19 protein-coding genes and 1 pseudogene are annotated in these 21,190 nt (G+C 60.0%); 17 read left to right on the top strand and 3 right to left on the bottom strand.

Annotated features, from left to right (window positions below):
- Positions 1–63 precede the first annotated feature (63 nt).
- The 5 genes from J0A91_RS18340 (at position 64) to J0A91_RS18320 (ending at position 5,020) form a co-directional block, all read left to right on the top strand.
- Positions 64–1,002 (top strand): hypothetical protein, encoded by a 939-nt coding sequence (locus tag J0A91_RS18340; protein WP_169833162.1) that lies wholly within the window; start codon positions 64–66, stop codon positions 1,000–1,002.
- A gap of 94 nt (positions 1,003–1,096) precedes the next feature.
- The gene (locus J0A91_RS18335; protein ID WP_069206099.1) at positions 1,097–2,770 is read left to right on the top strand and encodes a sensor histidine kinase; all 1,674 of its coding nucleotides are present in this window, start codon (positions 1,097–1,099) and stop codon (positions 2,768–2,770) included.
- A gap of 152 nt (positions 2,771–2,922) precedes the next feature.
- The gene (locus J0A91_RS18330) at positions 2,923–3,129 is read left to right on the top strand and encodes a hypothetical protein (protein ID WP_069206098.1); all 207 of its coding nucleotides are present in this window, start codon (positions 2,923–2,925) and stop codon (positions 3,127–3,129) included.
- Between the two features lie 147 nt (positions 3,130–3,276).
- The gene (locus J0A91_RS18325) at positions 3,277–4,272 is read left to right on the top strand and encodes a hypothetical protein (RefSeq protein ID WP_083224759.1); all 996 of its coding nucleotides are present in this window, start codon (positions 3,277–3,279) and stop codon (positions 4,270–4,272) included.
- Between the two features lie 247 nt (positions 4,273–4,519).
- On the top strand, positions 4,520–5,020 hold the full coding sequence (locus J0A91_RS18320; protein ID WP_069206096.1) for a hypothetical protein: 501 nt from the start codon (positions 4,520–4,522) through the stop codon (positions 5,018–5,020).
- 11 nt (positions 5,021–5,031) lie between these two features.
- Here the strand turns inward: J0A91_RS18320 and J0A91_RS18315 are convergent, their stop codons facing one another.
- Complete coding sequence (locus J0A91_RS18315) at positions 5,032–5,445, bottom strand: hypothetical protein (protein ID WP_069207475.1); 414 nt, start codon at positions 5,443–5,445, stop codon at positions 5,032–5,034.
- 126 nt (positions 5,446–5,571) lie between these two features.
- On the opposite strand from J0A91_RS18315, the gene J0A91_RS18310 reads away from it, so the two are divergent.
- From J0A91_RS18310 to J0A91_RS18290, 5 genes are all read left to right on the top strand, one after another.
- Positions 5,572–5,814: a DUF5818 domain-containing protein gene (locus J0A91_RS18310; protein ID WP_240502073.1), complete on the top strand. Its 243-nt coding sequence runs from the start codon at positions 5,572–5,574 to the stop codon at positions 5,812–5,814.
- Between the two features lie 559 nt (positions 5,815–6,373).
- On the top strand, positions 6,374–6,868 hold the full coding sequence (locus J0A91_RS18305) for a DUF736 domain-containing protein (RefSeq protein ID WP_069206095.1): 495 nt from the start codon (positions 6,374–6,376) through the stop codon (positions 6,866–6,868).
- A gap of 97 nt (positions 6,869–6,965) precedes the next feature.
- Positions 6,966–8,018, top strand: a complete 1,053-nt coding sequence (locus J0A91_RS18300; protein ID WP_069206094.1) for a DUF2493 domain-containing protein — start codon at positions 6,966–6,968, stop codon at positions 8,016–8,018.
- A 76-nt stretch (positions 8,019–8,094) separates the two neighbouring features.
- Entirely contained in the window at positions 8,095–8,385 is a 291-nt protein-coding gene (locus tag J0A91_RS18295; protein WP_083224757.1) for a hypothetical protein, read from the top strand.
- A gap of 668 nt (positions 8,386–9,053) precedes the next feature.
- Entirely contained in the window at positions 9,054–10,040 is a 987-nt protein-coding gene (locus J0A91_RS18290) for a DUF2493 domain-containing protein (RefSeq protein WP_069207473.1), read from the top strand.
- 203 nt (positions 10,041–10,243) lie between these two features.
- On the opposite strand, the gene J0A91_RS24910 is transcribed toward J0A91_RS18290, so the two are convergent.
- The gene (locus J0A91_RS24910; RefSeq protein WP_240502072.1) at positions 10,244–10,645 is read right to left on the bottom strand and encodes a hypothetical protein; all 402 of its coding nucleotides are present in this window, start codon (positions 10,643–10,645) and stop codon (positions 10,244–10,246) included.
- A 327-nt stretch (positions 10,646–10,972) separates the two neighbouring features.
- Between J0A91_RS24910 and J0A91_RS18280 the strand changes: the two genes are divergently transcribed.
- From J0A91_RS18280 to J0A91_RS18250, 7 genes and pseudogenes are all read left to right on the top strand, one after another.
- Positions 10,973–11,611, top strand: coding sequence for a hypothetical protein (locus J0A91_RS18280; RefSeq protein WP_069207472.1), 639 nt, complete (start codon positions 10,973–10,975; stop codon positions 11,609–11,611).
- A 365-nt stretch (positions 11,612–11,976) separates the two neighbouring features.
- Positions 11,977–12,198 carry a hypothetical protein gene (locus tag J0A91_RS18275; RefSeq protein ID WP_069206092.1) on the top strand — a complete coding sequence of 74 codons (222 nt, stop codon included), beginning with the start codon at positions 11,977–11,979 and terminating at the stop codon, positions 12,196–12,198.
- 433 nt (positions 12,199–12,631) lie between these two features.
- A complete protein-coding gene (locus tag J0A91_RS18270; RefSeq protein ID WP_069206091.1) occupies positions 12,632–12,931 on the top strand; it encodes a toxin-antitoxin system HicB family antitoxin in 300 nt (99 codons plus the stop codon).
- A gap of 148 nt (positions 12,932–13,079) precedes the next feature.
- Positions 13,080–15,140, top strand: coding sequence for a type IV secretion system DNA-binding domain-containing protein (locus J0A91_RS18265; protein ID WP_069207471.1), 2,061 nt, complete (start codon positions 13,080–13,082; stop codon positions 15,138–15,140).
- On the top strand, positions 15,137–18,109 hold the full coding sequence (mobF, locus tag J0A91_RS18260; RefSeq protein ID WP_069206090.1) for a MobF family relaxase: 2,973 nt from the start codon (positions 15,137–15,139) through the stop codon (positions 18,107–18,109). Before J0A91_RS18265 ends, mobF begins: the two co-directional genes overlap by 4 nt.
- A gap of 110 nt (positions 18,110–18,219) precedes the next feature.
- Positions 18,220–18,651, top strand: coding sequence for a restriction endonuclease (locus J0A91_RS18255; protein WP_240502071.1), 432 nt, complete (start codon positions 18,220–18,222; stop codon positions 18,649–18,651).
- 967 nt (positions 18,652–19,618) lie between these two features.
- Positions 19,619–20,695 (top strand): annotated as a pseudogene (locus J0A91_RS18250) (recombinase family protein); the annotation flags it as partial.
- 183 nt (positions 20,696–20,878) lie between these two features.
- Here the strand turns inward: J0A91_RS18250 and J0A91_RS18245 are convergent.
- Entirely contained in the window at positions 20,879–21,106 is a 228-nt protein-coding gene (locus J0A91_RS18245) for a hypothetical protein (RefSeq protein ID WP_206364925.1), read from the bottom strand.
- Between the last annotated feature and the right edge of the window lie 84 nt (positions 21,107–21,190).

Raw genomic sequence — 21,190 nt, 5'->3', positions numbered from 1 at the left:
TTTTGCTCGTGAACCACTTCACCGCAGCAGCCCACGCCCATGCCGAAGGTTTAGCAGATGACGATGATCCGCGTCACATTTCACGCGCAACTTTCCACAGCTGCCAAGGACTCACCTGCCGGCATCATGGACCCGGTCCGCATGAGCCACGTCTTGTACAATACATGGCTGGATCGTCGCACGATCGCGTGGCACGTGAGCGACAAAACGCCGACTCCCCGGCAGAAATCCCATTCAACTGCTTATCCCGCGACACTGGTCCTCGACTATGCCGCCGCGAGCGCGCTTCCCAACGGCCCCACGGCGCGGCTGTCGATCGATGTCGATCTCGCCGATGCTCAAGACCCTGTCGAAAAGGCAAAGCGACTGCTCGATCTGCCGATTGTGATTGCGCCGCGCTATCGACGCCCGGGAAACGACCGATCTTTCGGCGGGGCATCCTTCCACACGATCAAAGGTGCGTCCGTCATCGGCCCTATGCCGGCACAATGGCCGGTGGACCGCACCATAACTGCCTATTCCCAATATCTCGGCAGTTACGGACAAGGGGGCGTCGGACTTTCGGGATGGCAGCTCAATGGCGGCTCCTGGATAGTGCTGCCGATCTCGGATTCTCAGAGCTGGATCACGCTGACCAAAGAGGAAATGAACCCCAGTGCCGATCGCGCTCGTCTCGACATCAAGATCGATCAACGCATCATCGGCGTCCACCCTAATGGCATGCAGGAATTCTGGCCTTGGGAGCATCGCTATTGCAGCCATGATCCCATCATGGATCTGCCTGACTTCGCGCAGCTACGGCCGCGCGTAGTCCGCTTTGCTGCCACTGCGAGCGGCTTCCTTCTTGAAGCCGGCGATGGCGGACAAACCTGGCGGTTCGAAATGGGCGATCATCTTCCACGACCCCGCTGGGGTGGGACCGGCACACCCCGCGATCTGTATGACGGAGAGAATGTGGCCGCTACGTTCATCCTCACCCACGGTTGCTATCTGGACGTCTGACGCTCCGCACGTTGGCCCCCCAATTGCAGGAGGGAGGAGGCGGCGAAGAGAGCGGGACGGGGAATAGTCCGCTGTCCTCCCGGAGTTCTGTCTCATGACCTTGCCAGCCACGATCCGCCCATCTGTCGGCCAGTCATTGATCACGAAAGTGTCGCGCCTGTTCAATGGCACGATCACTGACGTCCTCAGTGAAATGCTGCAAAATTCGCGCCGAGCCGGGGCCACCGATGTGGAAATCGATCTCGCCCAATTCGACGAGAAGCCGACACTGATCATAAGCGATAACGGTTGGGGTATAGACGATCCGGCAAATATTGTCACGCTCGGGCAGTCGGGATGGAATGACGACCTCGCCCGTCGCGAAGATCCTGCCGGAATGGGCATATTCAGCCTTGCAGGCCGGCGCGTCCGGATTCGGTCCTTCTCGCGCGACGCCGGTCGTGGATGGCAAGTCGAGATCCCTGCGGATGCCTGGCATGGCACGGCTCATTTGGCTGTGCAGCCTTGCGACGTCCTGCAGGGCACGAGCTTTCTCATCGAAATGCCCGACATCTGGATGCAACAAGTCGAAGGGGCCATCAAAGACGTTGCCCTCTACTATCCCCTGGCGGTTCGCTTCCAGGGCAAGCTGCTTCAACGCGAAGACTTTCTCGCCAAGGCACACCGCGTCGAGGAATGGAACGGGTGTCGGATCGGCGTATTCCGCAATCACGATCACGAACCGCCGCATCCGCCGCGCATCAATTTCCACGGCGTCAAAGTGCCCTGTCACCTGCCGACCGTGTCCGAGATCGATGCACCCCACCGATGGATCGCCAAGGTCGATATCGTCGACGCGCCGGCTCTTCAGTTGGTGCTACCGGCACGCAAGGAGATGGCCGAGAGTGATGCCCTGGCTGCGCTCCGCCTCGAAATAGAAGCCACGACCTACCGCACCATCCGCGCCGAATCCGAACACCGCCTGCCATTCAAGTCGTGGAAGCGGGCAGCCGAACTCGGAATTTCACTTCCAGAGGCTGCTGAATGGCTCGAAGCATGGCAACCGACGACGGCCGAGAATTACCAATGCGAAATGGGCGAGCCCATCCGCGAAGAACCGATGATCATCATTCCCGCTCACGAGCCCGATATTGAACAGTGTGCAGCACAAGTGCTGAATCAGGATGGTATGCCACTCGGTTATCGCGCAGTCCGTGCGGAACAGAGCCTCGAAGGCTATAGCTGGTATGACGAGTTGCCCCGCGTCATCGAGTTATCCTTCACGATCAAACGAAGCGAAGGCGTTCTCTCCTACTCCAGCGATCAATCGCTGCCGCCAGACACGTCGTCGGGCGATGCCATCGACATTCGTCTTCTCGTCCCCGTCGCGCGGTCGGCCGAATATGACGACGAACCAATCGCCATGCTCAGTATCCCGCTCGACATTCTGGTCTGCCGCAACGACGGTAGCGATCTTGATGAAGCCATCATCTTCGTCAGGGCAGGGGCCTCGGTGACACCGGCGCGCCTCGCATCGCTGATGGAGCTATGCTGCTTCTGGCACAATGACGACTCCGATTGTGACAGCTGGGACACTCAGCACCGCGAGTTCGAAAAAAATGCCAGAAACCTCGCGAATATCCTTCTCCTCGGTGAAGAGGAAGCCCTGCTAGAGCATATCCGCAACGCCATGCATGAGGAAATACTCTGGCTCATTCCCAAGGATCGTCGCATCGAGATCACCGCATCCAACAACGAACTCTCGCTACTGTTTGCTGACCCGGCCTGACGCTGTCCAAACGTCACCCGATCGATCACCGCGCTGCGGCAGCACCGCCCAGCGCCGATGGTAACGTCATTGGTCACGTCCCGCCTTTGGCGGAAATATTTCCGCCATCCGCTGACAGCTGAACCATTCTTGCTCTCGCATCGGAATTCCCCATGGCACCGCGCACCCACGCACTCGCGCTCTCTCCGCGCCGCGCCGAACTGGCGTCGTTCGACCATGCCTATGCGGTTGCTGTACAGCGCCGCCGCGAAACCGGGCGACATCAGTTCGTTATCCACACAGACGAACCACTACAGCCATATCGCGTGACGACGGTGCCGCCGGTGGACGCCCAGGACGTCGTTATGCACGTCGCCTGAGAGATCCGCGCCGCGTCCATCGATCAACCCGCCAGCGCTCTGAGCGCAGCAGTTTCGCCTACGGCCAGCCGGAATCACCTGCCTTCCGCGCCGGCAACATCATTCTGCACCGCTGTTACAGGCTGCCTACCCTCCAGGATATCCGATATGCCAATCAACGCGCATGTAGCGTCGGCGACGGCGCACGCCCCCGATCTATCATCTCCCATCGTCGCGGCCTGGGGAATGGGAGTCGACAGCACGGCCATGATCATCGAATGGGTGGCCCGTGGCTACCCGCTCCACGCTGTGCTTGCGGCGGATACGGGCGCAGAAAGACCTGAAACCTACGCTTTTCTGCCAATTTTCCAGAAATGGATGGATGCTCGCGGAATCCCGAACCATGTCGTTCGCTATCAACCCAAGCGGTTCAAGAATTGGCCACCATATTACACCATCATCGAAAATTGCCTCACCAATGGCACATTGCCTTCCATTAGCTTTGGGGTGACGCATAGCTGCAGCGCAAAATGGAAAATTCAGCCCCAAAACAAGTGGGTCCAAGAATGGGAACCTGCGCAGCGGGCCTGGGCGGTCGGTGAAAAAGTCCTCAAACTGATCGGCTACGATTCCTCGCCTGCAGACAGTCGTCGCTACGCACATCGAGAAGGCCATCTCGACGATCGCTACGACTATCACTACCCTCTACGAACATGGGGCTGGGATCGGGACGATTGTATCCGCCGGATCCAGCAGGAAGGCTTGCCGGTCGTGCACAAGAGCGCTTGCATTTGTTGTCTCGCAACCCAGCCTTCAGAAATCAGAACACTGCCGCCTTGGTGCCTTCGTCTTATCGTCCTGCTGGAAGCACGCGCCGCACCACGCCTTCGCACCATCGATGGGCTATGGCGCAAGGGCACCAAAGGGCTCCGCGGTCGCGAGGCCCATCCCGGCTCGATGACCGAGTTCATACGCATCGAAGGATTACTGCCACGCAATGAGATCGAGCACATCGTTGCGAATGCACCGCCCGACCTTGTTCGGTTCCAAGACGTCGCGGCACTCGTTCCGCTTGAGGAACGCGAGCCACTTCGACACTGGCTCGACCGTTTCAATGCCGGGCTCGACCGGTTGAATGCTCGCGATGAAGGCTTGGCAGCCTGACAGTCACAAACTGATATGTCGAAACCTGAACGTCCTCCTAGGGGTATAAGGCAAATGCTTATCCCGCGTGCCGGAGATCAGAAGATCACGGAGCCCGCCGACGCTCAGCAGGAGGCCGAGCAATTCTGCAAACGCTTCGGAAATGACTTCGATCTCTGCTTCGAAGGCCCACGAGGAAGCATTTCTACAACCAAGCCAACGGCGCCAGTGATATGCTGGCAAGCGCTTCTGAACGCCCGGGAATCGCATGCGCCTTGTCGATGAACTCGCCGCCCGTCGGCTCCTTTACAGTCGGTCCATCCCGACACTTCCGGACATTTTGCTGATCGACATACCCTCACGGTTTGCCGCTCCAACCCTCCCGATGGGCCGCTATTATCCCGTCATCCTGGAAACGCATGCCGAGGCCGCAGAAATGGAACAATTCCTTCAGACGCAACGTCCGACCGAGGTGCCACCCAATCTTTTTGACCGGCGCTCCTCTGCGCTCGTGACCGAAGACATAATTTTCGCCCGATACGCCCCGCTACAGCCGGACTGGCCGTGGCTGCTCTTATGTTGCTGGCCAGCTGCCTATCGCGCCGTGGTTCACTCAGATAGCGAGCAGTTCGCCCGGGACCAATATACGTCGGAGATATTCCCAACACTCGCCGAGTTGCAACGCACCGAAAACCTTCTTCTGAAAACACTTCGTATGCGGCAGGTCGTGCAAGTCAGGCACTCCCCCGGGCCCCACGGGCACGCGTAGGATTCTGCAGTCTATGCGTTCGGCAATGCGGGCATGGCGGCGCCCGTGGCTTGAATCACGCGATACATATCCGCGCGGTTGCCCATCAAATCCGCAAGCCAGCGAAAGTACGCCAGAGCCTCCACAAAGGTCAAATCCGCGACAGCCTCGTGAAGGCTGCGCTGATAGTGGCAGGCCGGACACGCGATCAGCTCCATAAGATCCTGAGCAGCCTTGCTTTCGAGCATATCAAGCCCGAGATCATTGTCCGAGGCCACGCCAAGCGTCAGATCCGCGAGCTGCCGACTCTCATAATAGCCGCCATCAAGCCCTTGCTTGAGGGAAATCGACGCCAGCTTTCGTTGCCTCTCGTCCGACGCCGGATCCTCGATAACATCGAGCAGAGGGAGATCGAAATCATAGGTTTCGAGCAATGCGGCAATCACGGTTTCCTCCAAAACACACGGAACATAATCAGAACAAGATTGCAAGAATGGCTTTCGGCGTGCCAGAGCGCATCCTCAGGGAAGCGAGAATATGAAGCATACGATTTTATCACGCCACAATCGGATATGGGCATTCCCAAGATCTTCACGTTTGGTCCGGTCATGACAGGCGGTCCGTATCGCCGCCTCACGGGAATGCTGCGCTCGAGCGGGCGCAGTTCGATCCTCGAGACCGACGAAGGGGACCTTATCCGCCTCGCGAGTCCGGAAGAACTTTCCGGCTTCGATGCGACGCGCGTGATCGTCGAAGGCCACCTGTCCGGAACGGACCTCCTCAAGTTGGTCTGGATCGGGGCAGCCACGGACTAGTCGGCTGCTGCCGGCCAGCGCCCATGTTCCTGCGCAACAGAGTACTCGACCACCTTTCTGCTTACCGCGTTTCCTTCATTGACCGTGCCAACCGTCTTTAAAATGCGCGCCTCCTGCGCGCCGGGAGGCGTCGTGCCCACTCCTCATCCGCCTGATGGTTGCGCGGGCGAGAAAGGTGGGGAGCGGGGGGAGGGGGGAGGGCGGATCGCGAGCGCGTGACCGCCGCGTAATCGATTTTTACCCTTCCCGTTACGCCCTGGTCCCCTGTTCCAGGACCAACGCTGATCACCTGCAGATTCCGGTCGTCCATGGGCTGATCGCAGGCCGTCCAACGATCTTCATATGGAGCCCGTCCCTCCGGCGTCGACAGGCCAAATCGCAAACCACTCTTCGTGCGAACGAGCTTCGAGCAACCGTTGGCTGAAGAGAGAATGGGGCGATCTCGGCGCATTGATGGCAACGGAGTGCCCGGCGGAGAGGCCTGCGCCATAGAGGAGAGAAGGACTTGAGAGAGTGTCCTCGGGAATGAGTTCCGAGTGATACTCGAAAGGTTAAGTCCATGAATATCGGTGAAATTCGCAGCGTCAATGGTCGTCTGATGGGTTCTATCGCCACCCGCACGATCGATCTTCCCCGGATCGGTTTGCGCGTGGTCGAAAGCGACAATGAGCGCGCGCCGGTCTACGAAATCCTCGCCCTCAACGTCGCCCGCCGCTGGGTGCAGATCGGTGCGCTCTGGAGGGCGTATTCGAAGAAGACGGGTGAGGAGTTCCTCGCCGGGAATATCGACGATCCGAGCCTGCCCGAGCCGCTCCCGGTGGCCCTGTTTCCGACCGAGAACGACGGTTTCTCGATCGCGTGGCGTCGCGAGACGGTGCGTGCCGAGTTCGGCGGCGGCTTCGGCTCGGGCTCCGCTGGCAGCGGCGGTTTCGGTGGCGCGCAGCGTTCGTATGACGATCGGAGCGGGGGCGGCTTCGGCGATAGCACGGCCGGCACCGACGGCACGCTGGTCGGAGCGGGTGCAGATCTCGACGACGAGATCCCGTTCTCCTGAGCACAAAGGGCTGAACCTCACAGCCTGAACCGGGCCGGGGGAGCGGTGAGCCGCTTCTCCGGCCCTTTGCTTTCTCCAGAATCGAAGGAATTGCGTCATGGCCAGCAAGGCACAGTCGCGTCAGGTGAGCAGCTTGGCGGACCTCAAGGAACTCTACGCCGAACAGGTCGCCACACCTGAATTTCAGGCGTCATTCGGCGATCCCATCCCGCTTTCGATCGTCGAGCCGGGCGAAGAGCCGGGGGAGCATGATATGCCGAGCCCGTTCGCCGCGCAGGCAGAATGCGGGGGCATTATCGCCACCATCTTCGACCTTTTTGCGGGCACACGTCTCGAACCACTCGCCGCGGAAATCGCTTGGGGGTTCGTCAACAGCTTCCACTTCGTCGCTACGAAACTGGAACGCCGCGAGGACAGTCTCGCCGAGGAAATCGGAGACATGGTTCGCCACCCCGACATGAGCGAGGTGTATAACAGCCAGCTCGAAGAAAAGCAGCTTCTCTGCCAATCGACGACCGAGCAGCGCGATGCGATCGAATGCATGCGCGACTATGCGGCGGAGATGTATCGCGCGCAGTCCGGGTGGCCATGGTCCCCGGCCCGGGGATCACGCGCATCTTCAGCGTCAACGGCCAGCCAGATCGCCGCGCAGGATTTCCTGCGGGAACGTGCTCTCAACGAACGCGAAAAGCATCTGCCGCAAGGCCCGATCGTCGTCTTCTCCGGCCCGGCGCAGTGGCATGATTGGGAAATGCTGTGGCGCAAACTCGACGAGGTTCACGCCCGCGTCCCGCATATGACGCTGGTCACCACCGGGCAGCGTAAGGGAGCCGATGCGATCGCTGCCGCATGGGCTGCGCGAGCCGAGACCCGCGTCCCTGTGGTGGCCTACGGTCTCTACGGCACGGGCAAGAAGACCGCCTTCACCCGCAACCGCAAGCTTGCCGAATTGAAGCCGGTCGAGGCGGTGCTCTGTGAAGGCTCCGGCCTTCAGGCCAACCTCTATCAGACGCTGCGCAAGGCCGGTATTCCGATCCATGCCTTCCGCAAAGTCGATCAGGCTCCGGACACGCAACCGGCCACACGCCGAGGACCCGGGCATGCCTTCGGGAAACGCCAGCCGAGTGACCAGTTTTCCGCAGCCGCCTGACACGGCCCGACGGAACACCCATCGAATATCGAGCCGGTCACTTCGTGGCCGGCTCTTCTATTTATAGGAGAAATCCATGAGCCGTCATTTGCTCCAACCAGTGGTGGGGGTTCTACCCTATCCGTCCTCCATCGCAATCGGATGGGATCCACCGTTGGCGACCTTTTTTGCGATCGTCTCTCGCTCCAACGATGACGAGGATAATATGCTCCTTTGGATCGGAACACACTATGCCGAACTCCCGGAGCCAGACGCGGCCATTGATGCCGTTCGTCCCTATGCGGTCATCCCGGACGACCTGAAGTCGAACCTCGAAAGCGATCGTCGTAACGAAGGAGCACGACCGCGGCCACCTTGGCTGGCCTGACGTCCACAATCATCACGCTATAACATCAGTGGGTCGGCCGCGGCTTCGCGCGCCGGCCTTTTTTTTGTCTAGCATAAGCCACCTACCGTTCCATAACGCGGCCGCAGGACGAACAACACGAACAAAGGCTCGCGTTGTTCGATGCCATTCGGGGACTTCGCGCCCCCGAATGGCAGCCTTTTTCATTCTCTCAACTCTTCCCAGGATGGCACGGTGTCATCGCCAGCCTCAAGGACGGCGGGGGTCCCACCATTTTCTTCGGCGGAGCAGGCGTTAGCCTTTTAATTTCAGCTTTGGTGCCCGCCATAGAAAATCGTGACCCCCACCGACGCTGCGCGGTCGCGGACAGGCTCGCGCTCCCTGACTCCGAGGTTGCGCCTAGCGGCACCTATTACGAATCAGGGGCATCGAACCCCTGATTCGCAAGCCTCCTCCTCTCTCTCAAGTCTTCTTAGCGTGGCACGGGACCACGCCGGCCTCAAGGACGGCGGGGCCCCACCATTTTCTTTGGCGGGTCGGGCGCGGGCACTTCTTCGTCACCACACTGGCCGCCAAAGAAAATCGTCTCCCCCACCGCCGCTGCGCGGTCGGGCTTTGCCCGATCCTTGACCCCGTCGCTCGAAGCCCGTGCCGAATGGGAAGCCTCTTTCAATTCAAAGGAGGTTATCATGGCTCAGTTCAAGCGCAGCATTCGGGATTTCAAGGACATCGCCGCTCTCATTGCGGAGGAGACAGGACAGGCGAATGACAATTTCGCCACTGCCTTCGCTTCCGATCTGGACGGCGTTCGGGTCGGGCGTGGTGAGGAGGAACTGACCACCGACATGCCTGATGCGACCGAGGTCCAGCTCGCTGTCGAACTCATCATCACGACCGTCTTCGATGTTCTCCGCGACACGCGCCTCGAAAGTGCAGCCGAACGTATCGCATGGGGCGTCATCTTCAGCTTCCATCGGGTCGCCGACCAGTGGGCCGCGCAAGCCGACAAGGCGACGCGAGACGTGCAGGACCTGCTCGGAACAGCGGATGGAAGCGAAATCCACAGCGTCGAACTGGAACGGGTTCATGACCTGCTGGAACTCCTCGACGAGGGAGCCGACGCGCTCGGATGCATGCGGGATCACGCAACCGAGGTGTTTCACGCCGAGACCGGACGTCCGTGGTCGGCACCGAAGGCGACGCTGGTATCCTCGAAGCGCACGCACGCGGTCATCCAAGGGACCGACTACCTTGCCGCACGCCGCCAGAAGCGCATTGGTCAGCACCACCCGGCAGGACCGCTGGTGGCTTTCTCAGGCGGCAGGCAGTGGAGTGATTTCAGGCCAATCTGGAAAGCGCTGGACGAGATGAAGGCGATCCGACCGACTATGGTTCTCCTCACGACCGCACAGGACAGAGGAGGGGATGCGATTGCCGAAGCATGGGCAGCACGGACCAAGACTCCACTGGTCAGGCTGGGACTGGACGTCGCGCGCTGGGGATCGAAGCGTGCGGGGTTTGTCCGCAACGATCAGATTGCCAGACTGCAACCGGTGGATGGGATTGTCGCCGAAGGGAGCGGGGTGCAGGCACAACTGGTCCGGGTGCTACGATCCACCGGCATCGAGCCTACGCTACTCTCACTCTATGGCGGGCCAGCGCATTGGGCCTCCTGATCCGATGAAGGGCGGGACTGGTCCGGGAGACATCCCGGGTCGGTCCCGCTTTTTTTCTCTTCGCTTCACTAATCGCCGCCCTCAGGAGCCAGACGCTTTCGCGCCTGGTCCGTCGGGCAGCGATGCGACACCTGCGGTGCCGGCCTCCTGCGCGCGGCTCCGCCGTGCTCGTCGCAGGGCCGCCCTACGGGCGAATTGATCGATCAGGATTTGACTGCGGGCAGCACCTTTAACGCCGCAATAGAGGGGGCTCCGCCCACACGGATCGCGCCGACCAGAACGTCCTTGAATTCGCGTTCGGTCAACCCTTCGACCGGTAGATCGCTTACGATAGCGGCATATTTACCGCGCAATGCGCGGCGTGCGTTCTCCACTTCCTCCGCTGCTTTACGCTGGCGTGCTTCGAGGTCAGCGAGTCGTTCTCTTTCACTCATCTTAGGCATGTCATCTTCCTTGCGATGGCCTGCCCGCCAATGCATGACATCGCTCAACCGGGCCTTCCTTGCAAGCCCTTGAGATTGATGGCCGGCGTTCGCCGGCGAAGAGAAACCTCCTCCGGTAAGAACCGCACGCCAGCCATTCCTCGACGGATACTTGTCCGTCATAAAATCTCCTGCGAGTTAGCACCTTCGGCTCAATCATGCGGTGCTTTGCTGTTAACCCCGACCCCTGCGGGGATCGGGGGCAAAGCAGTGCGCTTTCACATCTCGGTATCAGACGGGGCTTCATCGCCAAAGCATGACGCTGGGTGTCCATCGGCCGTCAAGGATCAGTGGTCCCCCCAATTTTGCGGCCGCTCCGCGACAACAAAATCGGTTCCCCCACTGCCCGCTACGCGGCGGCTTCGCCGTCCCTGACTCCCTCAACACCGCGTCCTGATGTTTCCATCCTCATCTGATGGAGATGGGGAGCGCTTCATGATGGAGGCTCTCATGACCTACACGAAATCCTACCTCACCCGCATCGTCGCGTCGCACGAACCCGACTACTGGCGCGCGCAAGCCACAGGCTTCCGACTCATTCGTCTCCTTGAGAAATACATTGGCCTCGCCGACCTTTGCGGACACCTCATCAGCACTGCACAGACCCACACTGAACGAGATTTCTTCAGAGCCGAGTATGACCGCCTTCACCAGACAATCTGTCGGATCGCCCGGCAGGTCTCCCGATCAAACGGCTACACTATATTACGGGCACGCGCTGACGATAGCCCAGCCTATCGCGTCATGGTCCAGCGCCAACCTGTCCCACTGGCCGTCGAAACTCGCGCCGCCGAGACGCCGCTATTCCTCGCCCTTCAACAATTCCGGGCGGACGCGGAGCGGATCGCTGACGCCGAGATGCGGGCGACCTCTTGCGCGTCCTACGAACTCTACGTCTGCCGCTTCAGCGGGATATGCGCGGGCTATATCGACAGGCTCGATCCCCAGATCCGGCGCTACGCGGTCATAATCGCCAGCGAGCACGGCTATACCGAGGACGAGGACGAACTCTATCCCGACTTCGGCCCGGGTTACTGCTCCCTCACGGGCATCGACGAAGATTGCTGCCCCTGCGGCCGTCATCCCTGACGGCACCCGGGACCGGGCCTCGCGCTCGGTCCCTTTCTTTTACCGCTGGCAGCAAGTCCCGGCTCGCTCGCGGCCCAAGCGGACCATTCGGTCCGCATGCCGCTACGCCTTGCCGGGGTCTCCCGACGAGAGGAAACATCTCTCACAGACTTCCCATTATGTCGGACGTCCGAGACCGCATCAAGGACGGCGGGGCCCCACCATTTTCTTCGGCGGATCAAGCGCGGCGCTTCTCCTTCGGTGTCCGTGGCCGCCGAAGAAAATCGTGACCCCCACCGCCGCTTCGCGGTCGCTTCGCGATCCTTGACCCGGTCTCGGCCGCCCGACGCGCCGCTCCTGTCATTCAAGACAGACAGGAGCTTATCATGCACATCATTCCGAGCAGCGTCGCCCAAAACGAATCCTACCAAGTAGCGCTCGGCACAGCGCAACGCCGGGCGTTCAACAGCTACTTCGACCAGCATGTCATTACGGATGACGAAGGGGGCTACATCGCCATCGACGAGGGCGACTACGGCGCGCTGCCGATGGCCATCATCGACCGGATCATCTACACCGAGCCTTGCGGGCTGATCGACGAATACTGAAAAAGCGAAGGGGAGGGGCGGGAACGCCTCTCCCCCTTTTTTTGTGAGGCACAGGCATATGAAACGAGGTTGCCGATCCCCTTGCGGGGATGCCCCGCCCGTGCCCGGACGAGGCATTCGCAGCGACGCAGTCGCTGCGCTTAGTGGACGCACGCGCAGAGGCGTTTGTAATGCACCGTACGCACGGGTGCTGCGAAGCGATTATCGCTCTAAATCAATATGATATACGTGTCCTACAGGTGGGACAATTTCGCGTTTCGCTGTCCCACGCGTATCACCACTTTGCCTTCGGTGTCACTCGAATGGCGCAATTCCACCATTCTTGCACGTCCTACAGGTAGGACAGACTAAAAAGCTTGTGAATCCGCCGATCTTCCAGTTATAAAGCACTTGCTCCTCATGTCCTCGCGAAGCTCCTACTCGGAGCCTTCGCTTGGCAAAGCTTAATCTGCGCATCGACGATGCCTTGCACGAGCGCCTTTCGCGTCGTGCCTATGCCGCCGGCATATCCGTTTCAGACCTGGTCCGTCCTGCGATCGAGCAGGCGGCTGATCCCGATCGCGGTTACGTCTATACGTCGCAGGACGAGATCCTCGCGACCACGATCCAGATCCTCGCGATCCTTGCGGCATCGCTTCGCAATCGGGCACCCGACACGCTGACCCAAGGCATGTCCGATGCGCGTGAACTGCTCCGGAAAAAGGGGCTGCTTGCGCCGGAGTTCGACCGGTGAACGCGTGCATTCGAAACAGCGTCTGGGTCATCAACAGTCGTCCCGACGATGCGGATCTCGATGTCGCTACCCGTCCCGCTTCAGACAATCCATCGACTCTATCGTTCCCCGCCGGGCGAGTGAGCGCGGGGTGCTGGAGTGCGCCCCAATGAGCATCTTCCGGAACGACACATTAGGGTCATGGACAAGGGGCGGTCAGGCGATCGTCCACAATGTTCGGATGACCACACAGGTCTTCTTTCAAACCTTCATCGCAGGCTTTGTGATCTGGGTGATGGGCATCATCTGGTACGGGCTGGAGAAGTCGAGCGAGTATGAGCGCTTCGTCCTGATGAAGCTCATCGAGGCGACGTTCAAGACCGACGCTGCCCCTGGAACGAATGATCCCGTCCTCTTCAAGACCCCTTCCGGGGAGCAATACTGGACGTCGGCTGATTGGCTATTGGCGTCGTCGCTGGCGAAGAAAACGCTTCACAGCTTCGAGACCTATCTCATTCACGGCGCGCTCCTCTCGGGTTTCTTTGCGCTCGGCGCGCTGGCCTGGGCCTGGTTCTATTTCACTCGTACGGGGAAGGGGCTCGGTTCCAACGAGTACCTGCGGGGTGCCCGATTTGGCACGATCCGTCAGGTCAAGCGCGCGCTCTGGCGCCAAAGGAAGGGGAGCTTTTCAATTGGGGGCGTTCCCGTTCCCGATGCCTTTGAGCCGGAGCACTTCCTGATCTGCGGGGCGCCCGGGACCGGGAAGACAAACCTCATCGTCAAGACGCTTTCGGGGATTCGCAAGGCCAAGCGTCGAGCAATCGTCTACGACACGGCCGGCACCTTCGTCGAGAAATTCTACCGCCCAGGAATCGACGAACTTCTGAATCCGTTGGACCGGCGCACGAGCCAATGGTCCCCCTGGGTCGATGTCCCTCGGGACTATCACTACGATCAGATTGCGGAGTCCACGATCCCCGACAAGGCGGGCGATCCCTTCTGGGCCAAGGCTGCCAGGGGCACGCTGGTTGCGGTCATGCGCAAGCTCGCCTTCCAGGGACACATACTGGTGTCGGTGCTCCTCGATCGTCTGCTGCGCTCCAAGCTCAAGGATCTCGCCGCTTTTGCAGCGGGCACCGACGCCGCTGCCTTCATTTCGACCGAAGGCGAGCGAACCTCTGCCGGTATCCAGGCAGAGCTGGCGTCCGTCATGCGCAGCTTCGCCTATCTCGACGATACACAGGACGGCTTCTCGATCCGCAAATGGGTAGAGGACGACGAGGATGACAGCTGGCTCTTCATCACCGTGAAGGCTGACCAGTTGCCCTCCCTGCGGCCGCTGATCACGGTGTGGCTCGACATCGCCATTTCAGCGATCATGAGCCTTACGCCGGATCGGGAGCGGCGACTCTATTGCGTCATCGATGAGTTGCCGACTCTCCAGAAGCTGCCATCGCTCTCCGACTTCCTCGCGCGGGCCCGAAAGTATGGCGGCTGCGGTATCCTGGGGTTCCAATCCTATCCTCAATTGGAGGCAACATATGGCATTCAGGACGCGGCGGCCATCACCGGTTACTGCTCGACCTGGGTAGCCCTGCGCGCGAACGACACGCCGACCGCAAAGCATGTTTCTGAGAACCTCGGCCAGGTCGAACAGATCGAGGCCAATGAGGGGATGAGCTACGGCGTCAACGACATGCGTGACGGCGTGAACCTATCCCGTCTTCAAGTGACGCGGCCGCTCGTGATGCACACGGAGGTCACCAACCTTCCCAACCTATCGGGATTTCTCCGGTTCGGTCGAAACCTGCCCGTCGTTCGCTTTTCGGATAGCTACAATGAGGTGCCCGACGTCGCGCCGGCCTTTATCGAAAGGCAGACCCCGCCGCTCCGTCTTCCGCAGGGAAAAACTATCATCGCGCGGGCAAAGGATGAGGCCGACGCCCGCGAAGCAGTCGAGCAAACGCCGCCCCAAAAACCAGTGGCCAGAAAGCAGAAGGAACCGGAGCCTGATCTCTTTACCGTCCAGTCAACCCCCGCCGATGATCAGGAGCCCGGCCACAAACGGGAGGAAACCCAGCAGGAGAAGACCGCAGACACGGGTGAGAATGCGGCACCACCGAGTGGCATCGACGATCTTCTGTTGGGACCCGCGCAGGGCGATATGCGGGTGCCCCTTCAAAGCCATGCGCGTCGTGCCGGACCTCGGGAAGCAGCGAGGCCGGCATGATCCATCCCCGACGCCTCAAGGGAACGCCCCAAAACATCGCCCGCTATTATACGGTAGGAGATTATTACACCAAAGGAGGCGACGAACATTCCGAATGGGGTGGGGCGATCGCAGCCGAACTCGGACTCGAAGGAGAGAAGGTCGATCCCGAAATATTCAGGGATCTGCTTGCCGGCAAGATCGGCGACCAGCAACTAGGGCGGCACCGAGCCGATGGTCAGATCGAGCACCATCCTGGCTGGGACTTCTCCGTCAATGCCCCGAAATCGGTGTCGATCATGGCACTTGTCATGGGCGACAAGCGGATCATCGAAGCCCATGAAAAGGCTGTCACGGCAACCCTGGCATATATGGAGGAGCATGCCACGCTCCGCCGACGGGATGATGGCAAGATCGTCCATGAGACTACGGGACGCCTGATCTTCGCCCGGTTTACGGAGCACTCCAGCCGCGAACTCGATCCTCATCTTCATACCCACACGGTCGTGATGAATATCACCAACCGCGAAGGTGGCTCGCCCATGGCCAGTCTCGAGACGCGCGCAATGTACGCCGAGCAGATGGTCATGGGACAGGTCTATCGCAACGAGCTCGCGCATCGCGTGCGGGAGATCGGCTGGGAAATTGAAGGCGATCCGCGGAGCGGATTGTTTGAACTGGCGGGTGTCCCCAAGGGCCTCATCAAGGACATGTCTCAGCGCTCGGAGCAGATCGATGCCCATGCGAACGAACATGGGCTGACTGGCCAGGCCGCCCGCCGCGTCTCCTTTTATGAGACCAGGGGGCCGAAGGTGAAGGCAAACCTCGAGGAGCTAGGCGCGCAATGGGCTGAGCGCATCAAGCCGTATGAGGCAGAACTCGCCAAGCTCATGGCGGAAGTGAACGAGCGAGGCGAGCGCACGATCCCTGTCGATCCGGGAACCGCCGGACGGGCAAGCCTGTTCGGGATACGCCAGGCGGAATCAAGAGAGGCGGTCAACAACATCGGCCGCATGTACAGACTGGGCCTCGCGAGCCACCTCGGAGAGGTACGGCTCGTCGATATTCGGCCACTGATTGCGGAGCATGAGGCGAGCCGCAAGTTGCTCGCCACGACGCACCAGACAGGAGACCAGGTCAATACGCGCGGGCGAACCAGTCGACGCAGCGCGCGCCAGGAACTCGCTTTGTCTCAGCACCTGGCACTTGCCGTCGATGATGCTCGGCCGGTCGCATCAGCGGACAGACTCCTGACTGTCCTGGAACGGGCGGGGCTAACGCCACATCAGGAGCAGGCTCTGGTGCAGGTCGCGCTATCGCGTGACAGGGTGACGGGTATTCACGGTGTAGGCGGCGCGGGCAAGTCGACACTCATCAAAGTGCTAGACCAGGCGGCCGAGCCGGGAACCATACTGATCGCGCTGGCGCCAACGTCGTCGGCCACAGCAACGGCCGGTGAAATGGCCGGCGTCGAATCGAAGACAGTGGCGAGCCTTCTGGCGGGCGGTGGATATGGCATCACCGACCGACATGTTCTCGTATTGGATGAAGCTGGGCAACTGGGTACCCGGCAGGCCCTCCGCGTCCTGGAGATCAGCCGCGCTACCGGTGCCCGCGTCATCCTGTTGGGCGATGACCGGCAGACCGGTGCTATCGAGCAGGGCAAGCCATTCTGGCTCATGCAGAAGTTTGGCCTCGTAACTGCGCAATTGACCGAGTCCATGCGGCAGAAGACCGACGCCATGAAGGATGCGGTCACGCATGCGCGCGCCGGCGATTATGCGGCTTCCCTGGCCAAGCTGGATAAGGTGGTAAGCGGCGAGGAGGCGGAGGCCCTGGCAAAGGGACTGGTAGCCGAATGGACGCGCCTTAAGCCGATCAATCGGGCCAATACTAATATTCTTGTGCTCGAAAACGCAACCCGGCTCATCGTGAACAGCGCAATTCGCGAGACGCTCAAATCGGAAAGTGCACTCGCCGCCGAGGATGCTAGGCTCGCCGTGCTGACCCCGTCGGGTATGTCGGATGAGGAGAAGCACCACGCCCGTTTTTATTCCGGCGGACAGGTGGTGACGTTTGCACGCGATCTCGTCGCCGCCGGAATCGCCCGGAACACGGAATATCGCGTCGTCGGAATTGGCCGTGAAGCGAGCGGTCGGCAGGTTGTCCGCTTGGTCGATGAGAACGGCCGGATGATCCGCTGGGATCCCAGACTGGGTAAGGCGCAGCACGTCAATGTGTTCAATCGCGAGGAACGTGATCTCGCCGAGGGTGACCGCATTCAGTGGCGCTTGGTCAACAAGGAACTCGGCCTAAAGAATGCGGAACGAGGCACGGTCGAAAAGTTGGACGGGCATATCGCAACGATCCGGTGGGATCGTGGTAACGGGCCGATTCAGGAGGTCGATCTTTCTCAGCACAAAACCTGGGACCACGGCTACGCGGAGACAGTCTATTCCGCGCAATCCAAGACCTATGCCCGCGTCTACGTTTTGGCTCCCGTCAACTCAGGTTTGGTCAACGGTCAGAACTACTACACCGCCATAACGCGGGCCGAATTTGGCGTAAAGCTTTGGACCGAAGACCCTGAGCGGCTCGCCGAGAAGCTGGCGTCGCGTTCAGGTGAAAAGACCTCCTCGCTCGAGGGTCTTGGCCGGCTGGAGCGTGACGGACGTCGAGCGCTCGCGGACCGCCATTCCGATCGGTTGGACCAAGCGAGAAGCGAGCAGGAACGAATTCGGCAGGAGCGGCGTGACCGCACGCTCGAGAAGCAGCTTGGGCGAAGCCGTGAGCCACAGGGGCTCGGCGAACGGATCGCCGAAAGCGCCTTCCGTATCGGTGAAGTTCTGGATTGGTTCCTGCAGTCGATGCGGGATCGTGATGGTGCGCGCGACACACAGCGCAGTGACCGGTCCGGGGCGGATCATGTCGGCCGACAAGGGCCCGAACACACTCACCAGCCTGAACAAACAGAAGGTCCGGAAAGGTAGAGCCCATGCTTATCGGATTGCTTGCCTTCGCCATCATTCTTCTAGCGGCGATGGTTCACTTTTGCCGAGTGCCGGTCCGGCATCGATGGCGCCGGCGTCAGGCCAGGACGATGTCCGCTCAACTCCGCGGCCGGGATCGTTGCCAGCCCGCCGGCCTCATCTACGCGCGGGTCCGGGCGATGGACGCCTTGGCCTTCGAAGAGCTCCTTTTGGAATCGTTCCGTTGTCGCGGCCATCCCATCACTCGCAATAGCCGCTACACTGGAGATGGCGGGATCGACGGACAGGTCACCCTCGACGGTAGGCGTTGGCTCATCCAAGCAAAGCGGTACCAGTCTGCGATTCGCCCGGAGCACGTGGAGCAGTTCGCCCAGCTCTGCCGCCGTCGCAACATGCCGGGCCTTTTTGTCCATACCGGGCGCACCGGGCCTGCGAGCCGTAGCATTGTGACGCGGTCCGCCGAGATTGAAATCATCTCCGGCCGCCGTCTTCTCGCACTGTTGTCCGGAGACCCCTTCATCATCGGCACGGAGGCAATCTGATGTCGCACATTTCGCTTGGGAGTTGTCTGGCTGCCTCCCTGTTCGTCATTTGCCTTTGGCCGGCAAATAGCGCCTCGGCGCGGGCGCCAATCGATCCACAGTCCGAGGGACGAATCGCTGCCTGCATCCGAAAGTCCGCAGAAGGGAAACCGTGGCTCGAGAAGACGCTCTGGGGATTGCGCGATCAGGAGGCGGGATGGATCGGAGCGGAGATCAAGAATGACAATGGGAGCCATGATCTAGGTCCGCTGCAAATCAACAGTTGGTGGGTTCCAAAGCTCGCTGCCATAACGGGTCGACCTGAGTCTCATGTCCGCTACTGGTTAAAGCAGGACGCCTGTTTCAACGTCGATGCCGCTCGATGGATTTTTCTTTCGTGCCTCGGCATGACGAGAAACTACTGGGATGCCGTTGGCGCATATCACAGCCCCACAACATGGAGACGTCGCCGGTACGCGAGCAATGTCGCAATTCGACTTGAGCGTCGCTTCGGATCGGAAATTTTTGGAAAGCCGCATTCGGTCCCGCCAACCCGATGCACCAATACCATCGATGGCTCGTTTAGGTCAGGCGCGTGTCCAAACCGCGGAAATGTTCCATGAAAAGGATGCGGCTGGATACGACGTCCTACGGAACCCCGACCGAGGCATCTGAAGCTTCGGGGGCAGGCGAGGCTGACCAGACGGAGCAATTCCGGGGGTTATCCCACGCCAGGATCGCTCGACGGCGAAAATTTTCCTCCGCCCTCGTGGAAGAAGCGCGGCTCGTATTCGAGCAGCGGTTGGGAAGAACGGTTTCCCCGAACGAGGCAAGGAACATGCTTGGTGATCTGACGGACTTCATGTGTCTGCTAATCGAGTGGGAAGTCAGCACCGAGACCATCGAACCTGAAAAGTCTGCCCTCACGCGTCCGCGTACACGAAGAAGGCATCGATAGGACGGATTCCCACAAGACCTCATTGCCAGTATGTTCCACCGGAGTCGTCTTTCGGGTCTGAACCTGCTTGCCCAAGGAGGGGAGCGTAGAGGGCGAGTGAAACGTTCAAGGAGTGATTCAATGGCGCGGCCAAGAGTGAACAAACGGGCGAAAACCGCGAGCGAACGTCCTCGCAGCCGCAAGCGGGCGGTTCTTTATGCTCGTGTCTCTACGCCGGAGCAGGAGCGAGAGGGATTTTCGATTCCCGCGCAGTTGGCCGTCCTTAAAGAATATGCCGCCCAACATGGCATCGCGATCGCACAAGAGTTTGTTGATGTTGAAACAGCAAAAAAAGCGGGACGTACCAATTTCGAAGAGATGCTTCGCTTTCTCCGCTCACACCCTGCTGTTGACGTCGTGCTGGTTGAAAAAACAGACCGCCTTTATCGCAATATCAGAGATTGGGTTACGATAGACGATCTGGATGTGGAGATACATCTGGTTAAGGAGAATGTTATTCTCTCACGCGACTCTCGATCTTCTGAAAAGTTCATGCATGGGATTAAGGTCCTTATGGCGAAGAACTATATTGATAACCTTTCCGAGGAAACTCGGAAGGGAATGCTGGAAAAAGCCCGTCAGGGGCTTTGGCCATCCTTCGCGCCCATCGGATATCAAAATACGGTGTCGGCCGAAAAAAAGAGAATCATCGTGCCCGATCCCACGACCGCAGAAATGGTCTCGCGGCTCTATGAATGGTTCGAGTCGGGGCGATATTCACTCAAGGATGTCAGCAAAATGGCCCGGGATGCCGGATTCGTAAATCCGAAAACCCAGCGTCCCGTTGGCGTCAGTACAATCCACGTGATTCTCAGGAACCGAATTTATACTGGTTCCTTCCACTGGCTGGGGCGGCTCTATCAAGGGGTCCATGAGGCCCTGGTTCCCCTTGAGACTTGGGAGAATGTGCAGGAGATCCTGGATGGTCGCAGCTATTCCAACATCCCCGTAAACGTCACTTCGTTCCGCTTCTCGGGACTGGTCCACTGCGGTCACTGCGGGTCGGTGATGACCGCTGAGATCAAAAAGGCTAAGTACATTTACTACCACTGCTCAAGGTTCAAAGGGAAATGCCCTGAGCCCTATGTTCGTGAAGAGGTGCTCGCTGAGCGTTTCGTAGAGGCGCTGAGCAAGTTGCGCGTCGACGATGTGATTCTGTCCCTGATTCGCCAAGGCATCCTCGAGGCCCACGGCGATGAGCGACGTGAGCGCGATGAAACGATCGCGAGGCTCCGAGCCGAAGCCGATCGCCTACAGGCCCGACTCGACACTTTGTACATCGATAAGGTCGATGGAACGATCACGGCTGAGTTTCATGATCGGATGTCTGCAACATGGCGCGAGGAGCGGCTCCGCTGTCTCAACGATATCGACCGCCTTTACTCGGCCGAGGATGCCTTGGTGGACGACGGAGTTGCTCTGCTCGGCCTTGCAACCAATGCGCATCGCACCTTCGCCGAACGGCCAAATGGCGATCAAAAAACGCTTTTAAATTTGCTCATATCGAACTGCTCTTGGGCCCACCGGGAGCTGACTGTCCAGTACAGGCATCCCTTTGATATA

The organism is Sphingomonas panacis (assembly GCF_001717955.1).
Taxonomy (GTDB): Bacteria; Pseudomonadota; Alphaproteobacteria; order Sphingomonadales; family Sphingomonadaceae; genus Sphingomonas; species Sphingomonas panacis.
The sequence above is the reverse complement of the archived record's forward strand: the minus strand, read 5'-3'. Positions and strand labels throughout refer to the sequence as shown.

Bases quoted from the DNA above. Each gene is read 5' to 3' on its own strand.
- J0A91_RS18340 (WP_169833162.1), top strand. From the start codon at position 64: ATGATCCGCGTCACATTTCACGCGCAACTTTCCACAGCTGCCAAGGAC.
- J0A91_RS18335 (WP_069206099.1), top strand. From the start codon at position 1,097: ATGACCTTGCCAGCCACGATCCGCCCATCTGTCGGCCAGTCATTGATC.
- J0A91_RS18330 (WP_069206098.1), top strand. From the start codon at position 2,923: ATGGCACCGCGCACCCACGCACTCGCGCTCTCTCCGCGCCGCGCCGAA.
- J0A91_RS18325 (WP_083224759.1), top strand. From the start codon at position 3,277: ATGCCAATCAACGCGCATGTAGCGTCGGCGACGGCGCACGCCCCCGAT.
- J0A91_RS18320 (WP_069206096.1), top strand. From the start codon at position 4,520: ATGCGCCTTGTCGATGAACTCGCCGCCCGTCGGCTCCTTTACAGTCGG.
- J0A91_RS18310 (WP_240502073.1), top strand. From the start codon at position 5,572: ATGGGCATTCCCAAGATCTTCACGTTTGGTCCGGTCATGACAGGCGGT.
- J0A91_RS18305 (WP_069206095.1), top strand. From the start codon at position 6,374: ATGAATATCGGTGAAATTCGCAGCGTCAATGGTCGTCTGATGGGTTCT.
- J0A91_RS18300 (WP_069206094.1), top strand. From the start codon at position 6,966: ATGGCCAGCAAGGCACAGTCGCGTCAGGTGAGCAGCTTGGCGGACCTC.
- J0A91_RS18295 (WP_083224757.1), top strand. From the start codon at position 8,095: ATGAGCCGTCATTTGCTCCAACCAGTGGTGGGGGTTCTACCCTATCCG.
- J0A91_RS18290 (WP_069207473.1), top strand. From the start codon at position 9,054: ATGGCTCAGTTCAAGCGCAGCATTCGGGATTTCAAGGACATCGCCGCT.
- J0A91_RS24910 (WP_240502072.1), bottom strand. From the start codon at position 10,645: ATGACGGACAAGTATCCGTCGAGGAATGGCTGGCGTGCGGTTCTTACC.
- J0A91_RS18280 (WP_069207472.1), top strand. From the start codon at position 10,973: ATGACCTACACGAAATCCTACCTCACCCGCATCGTCGCGTCGCACGAA.
- J0A91_RS18275 (WP_069206092.1), top strand. From the start codon at position 11,977: ATGCACATCATTCCGAGCAGCGTCGCCCAAAACGAATCCTACCAAGTA.
- J0A91_RS18265 (WP_069207471.1), top strand. From the start codon at position 13,080: ATGAGCATCTTCCGGAACGACACATTAGGGTCATGGACAAGGGGCGGT.
- mobF (WP_069206090.1), top strand. From the start codon at position 15,137: ATGATCCATCCCCGACGCCTCAAGGGAACGCCCCAAAACATCGCCCGC.
- J0A91_RS18255 (WP_240502071.1), top strand. From the start codon at position 18,220: ATGTCCGCTCAACTCCGCGGCCGGGATCGTTGCCAGCCCGCCGGCCTC.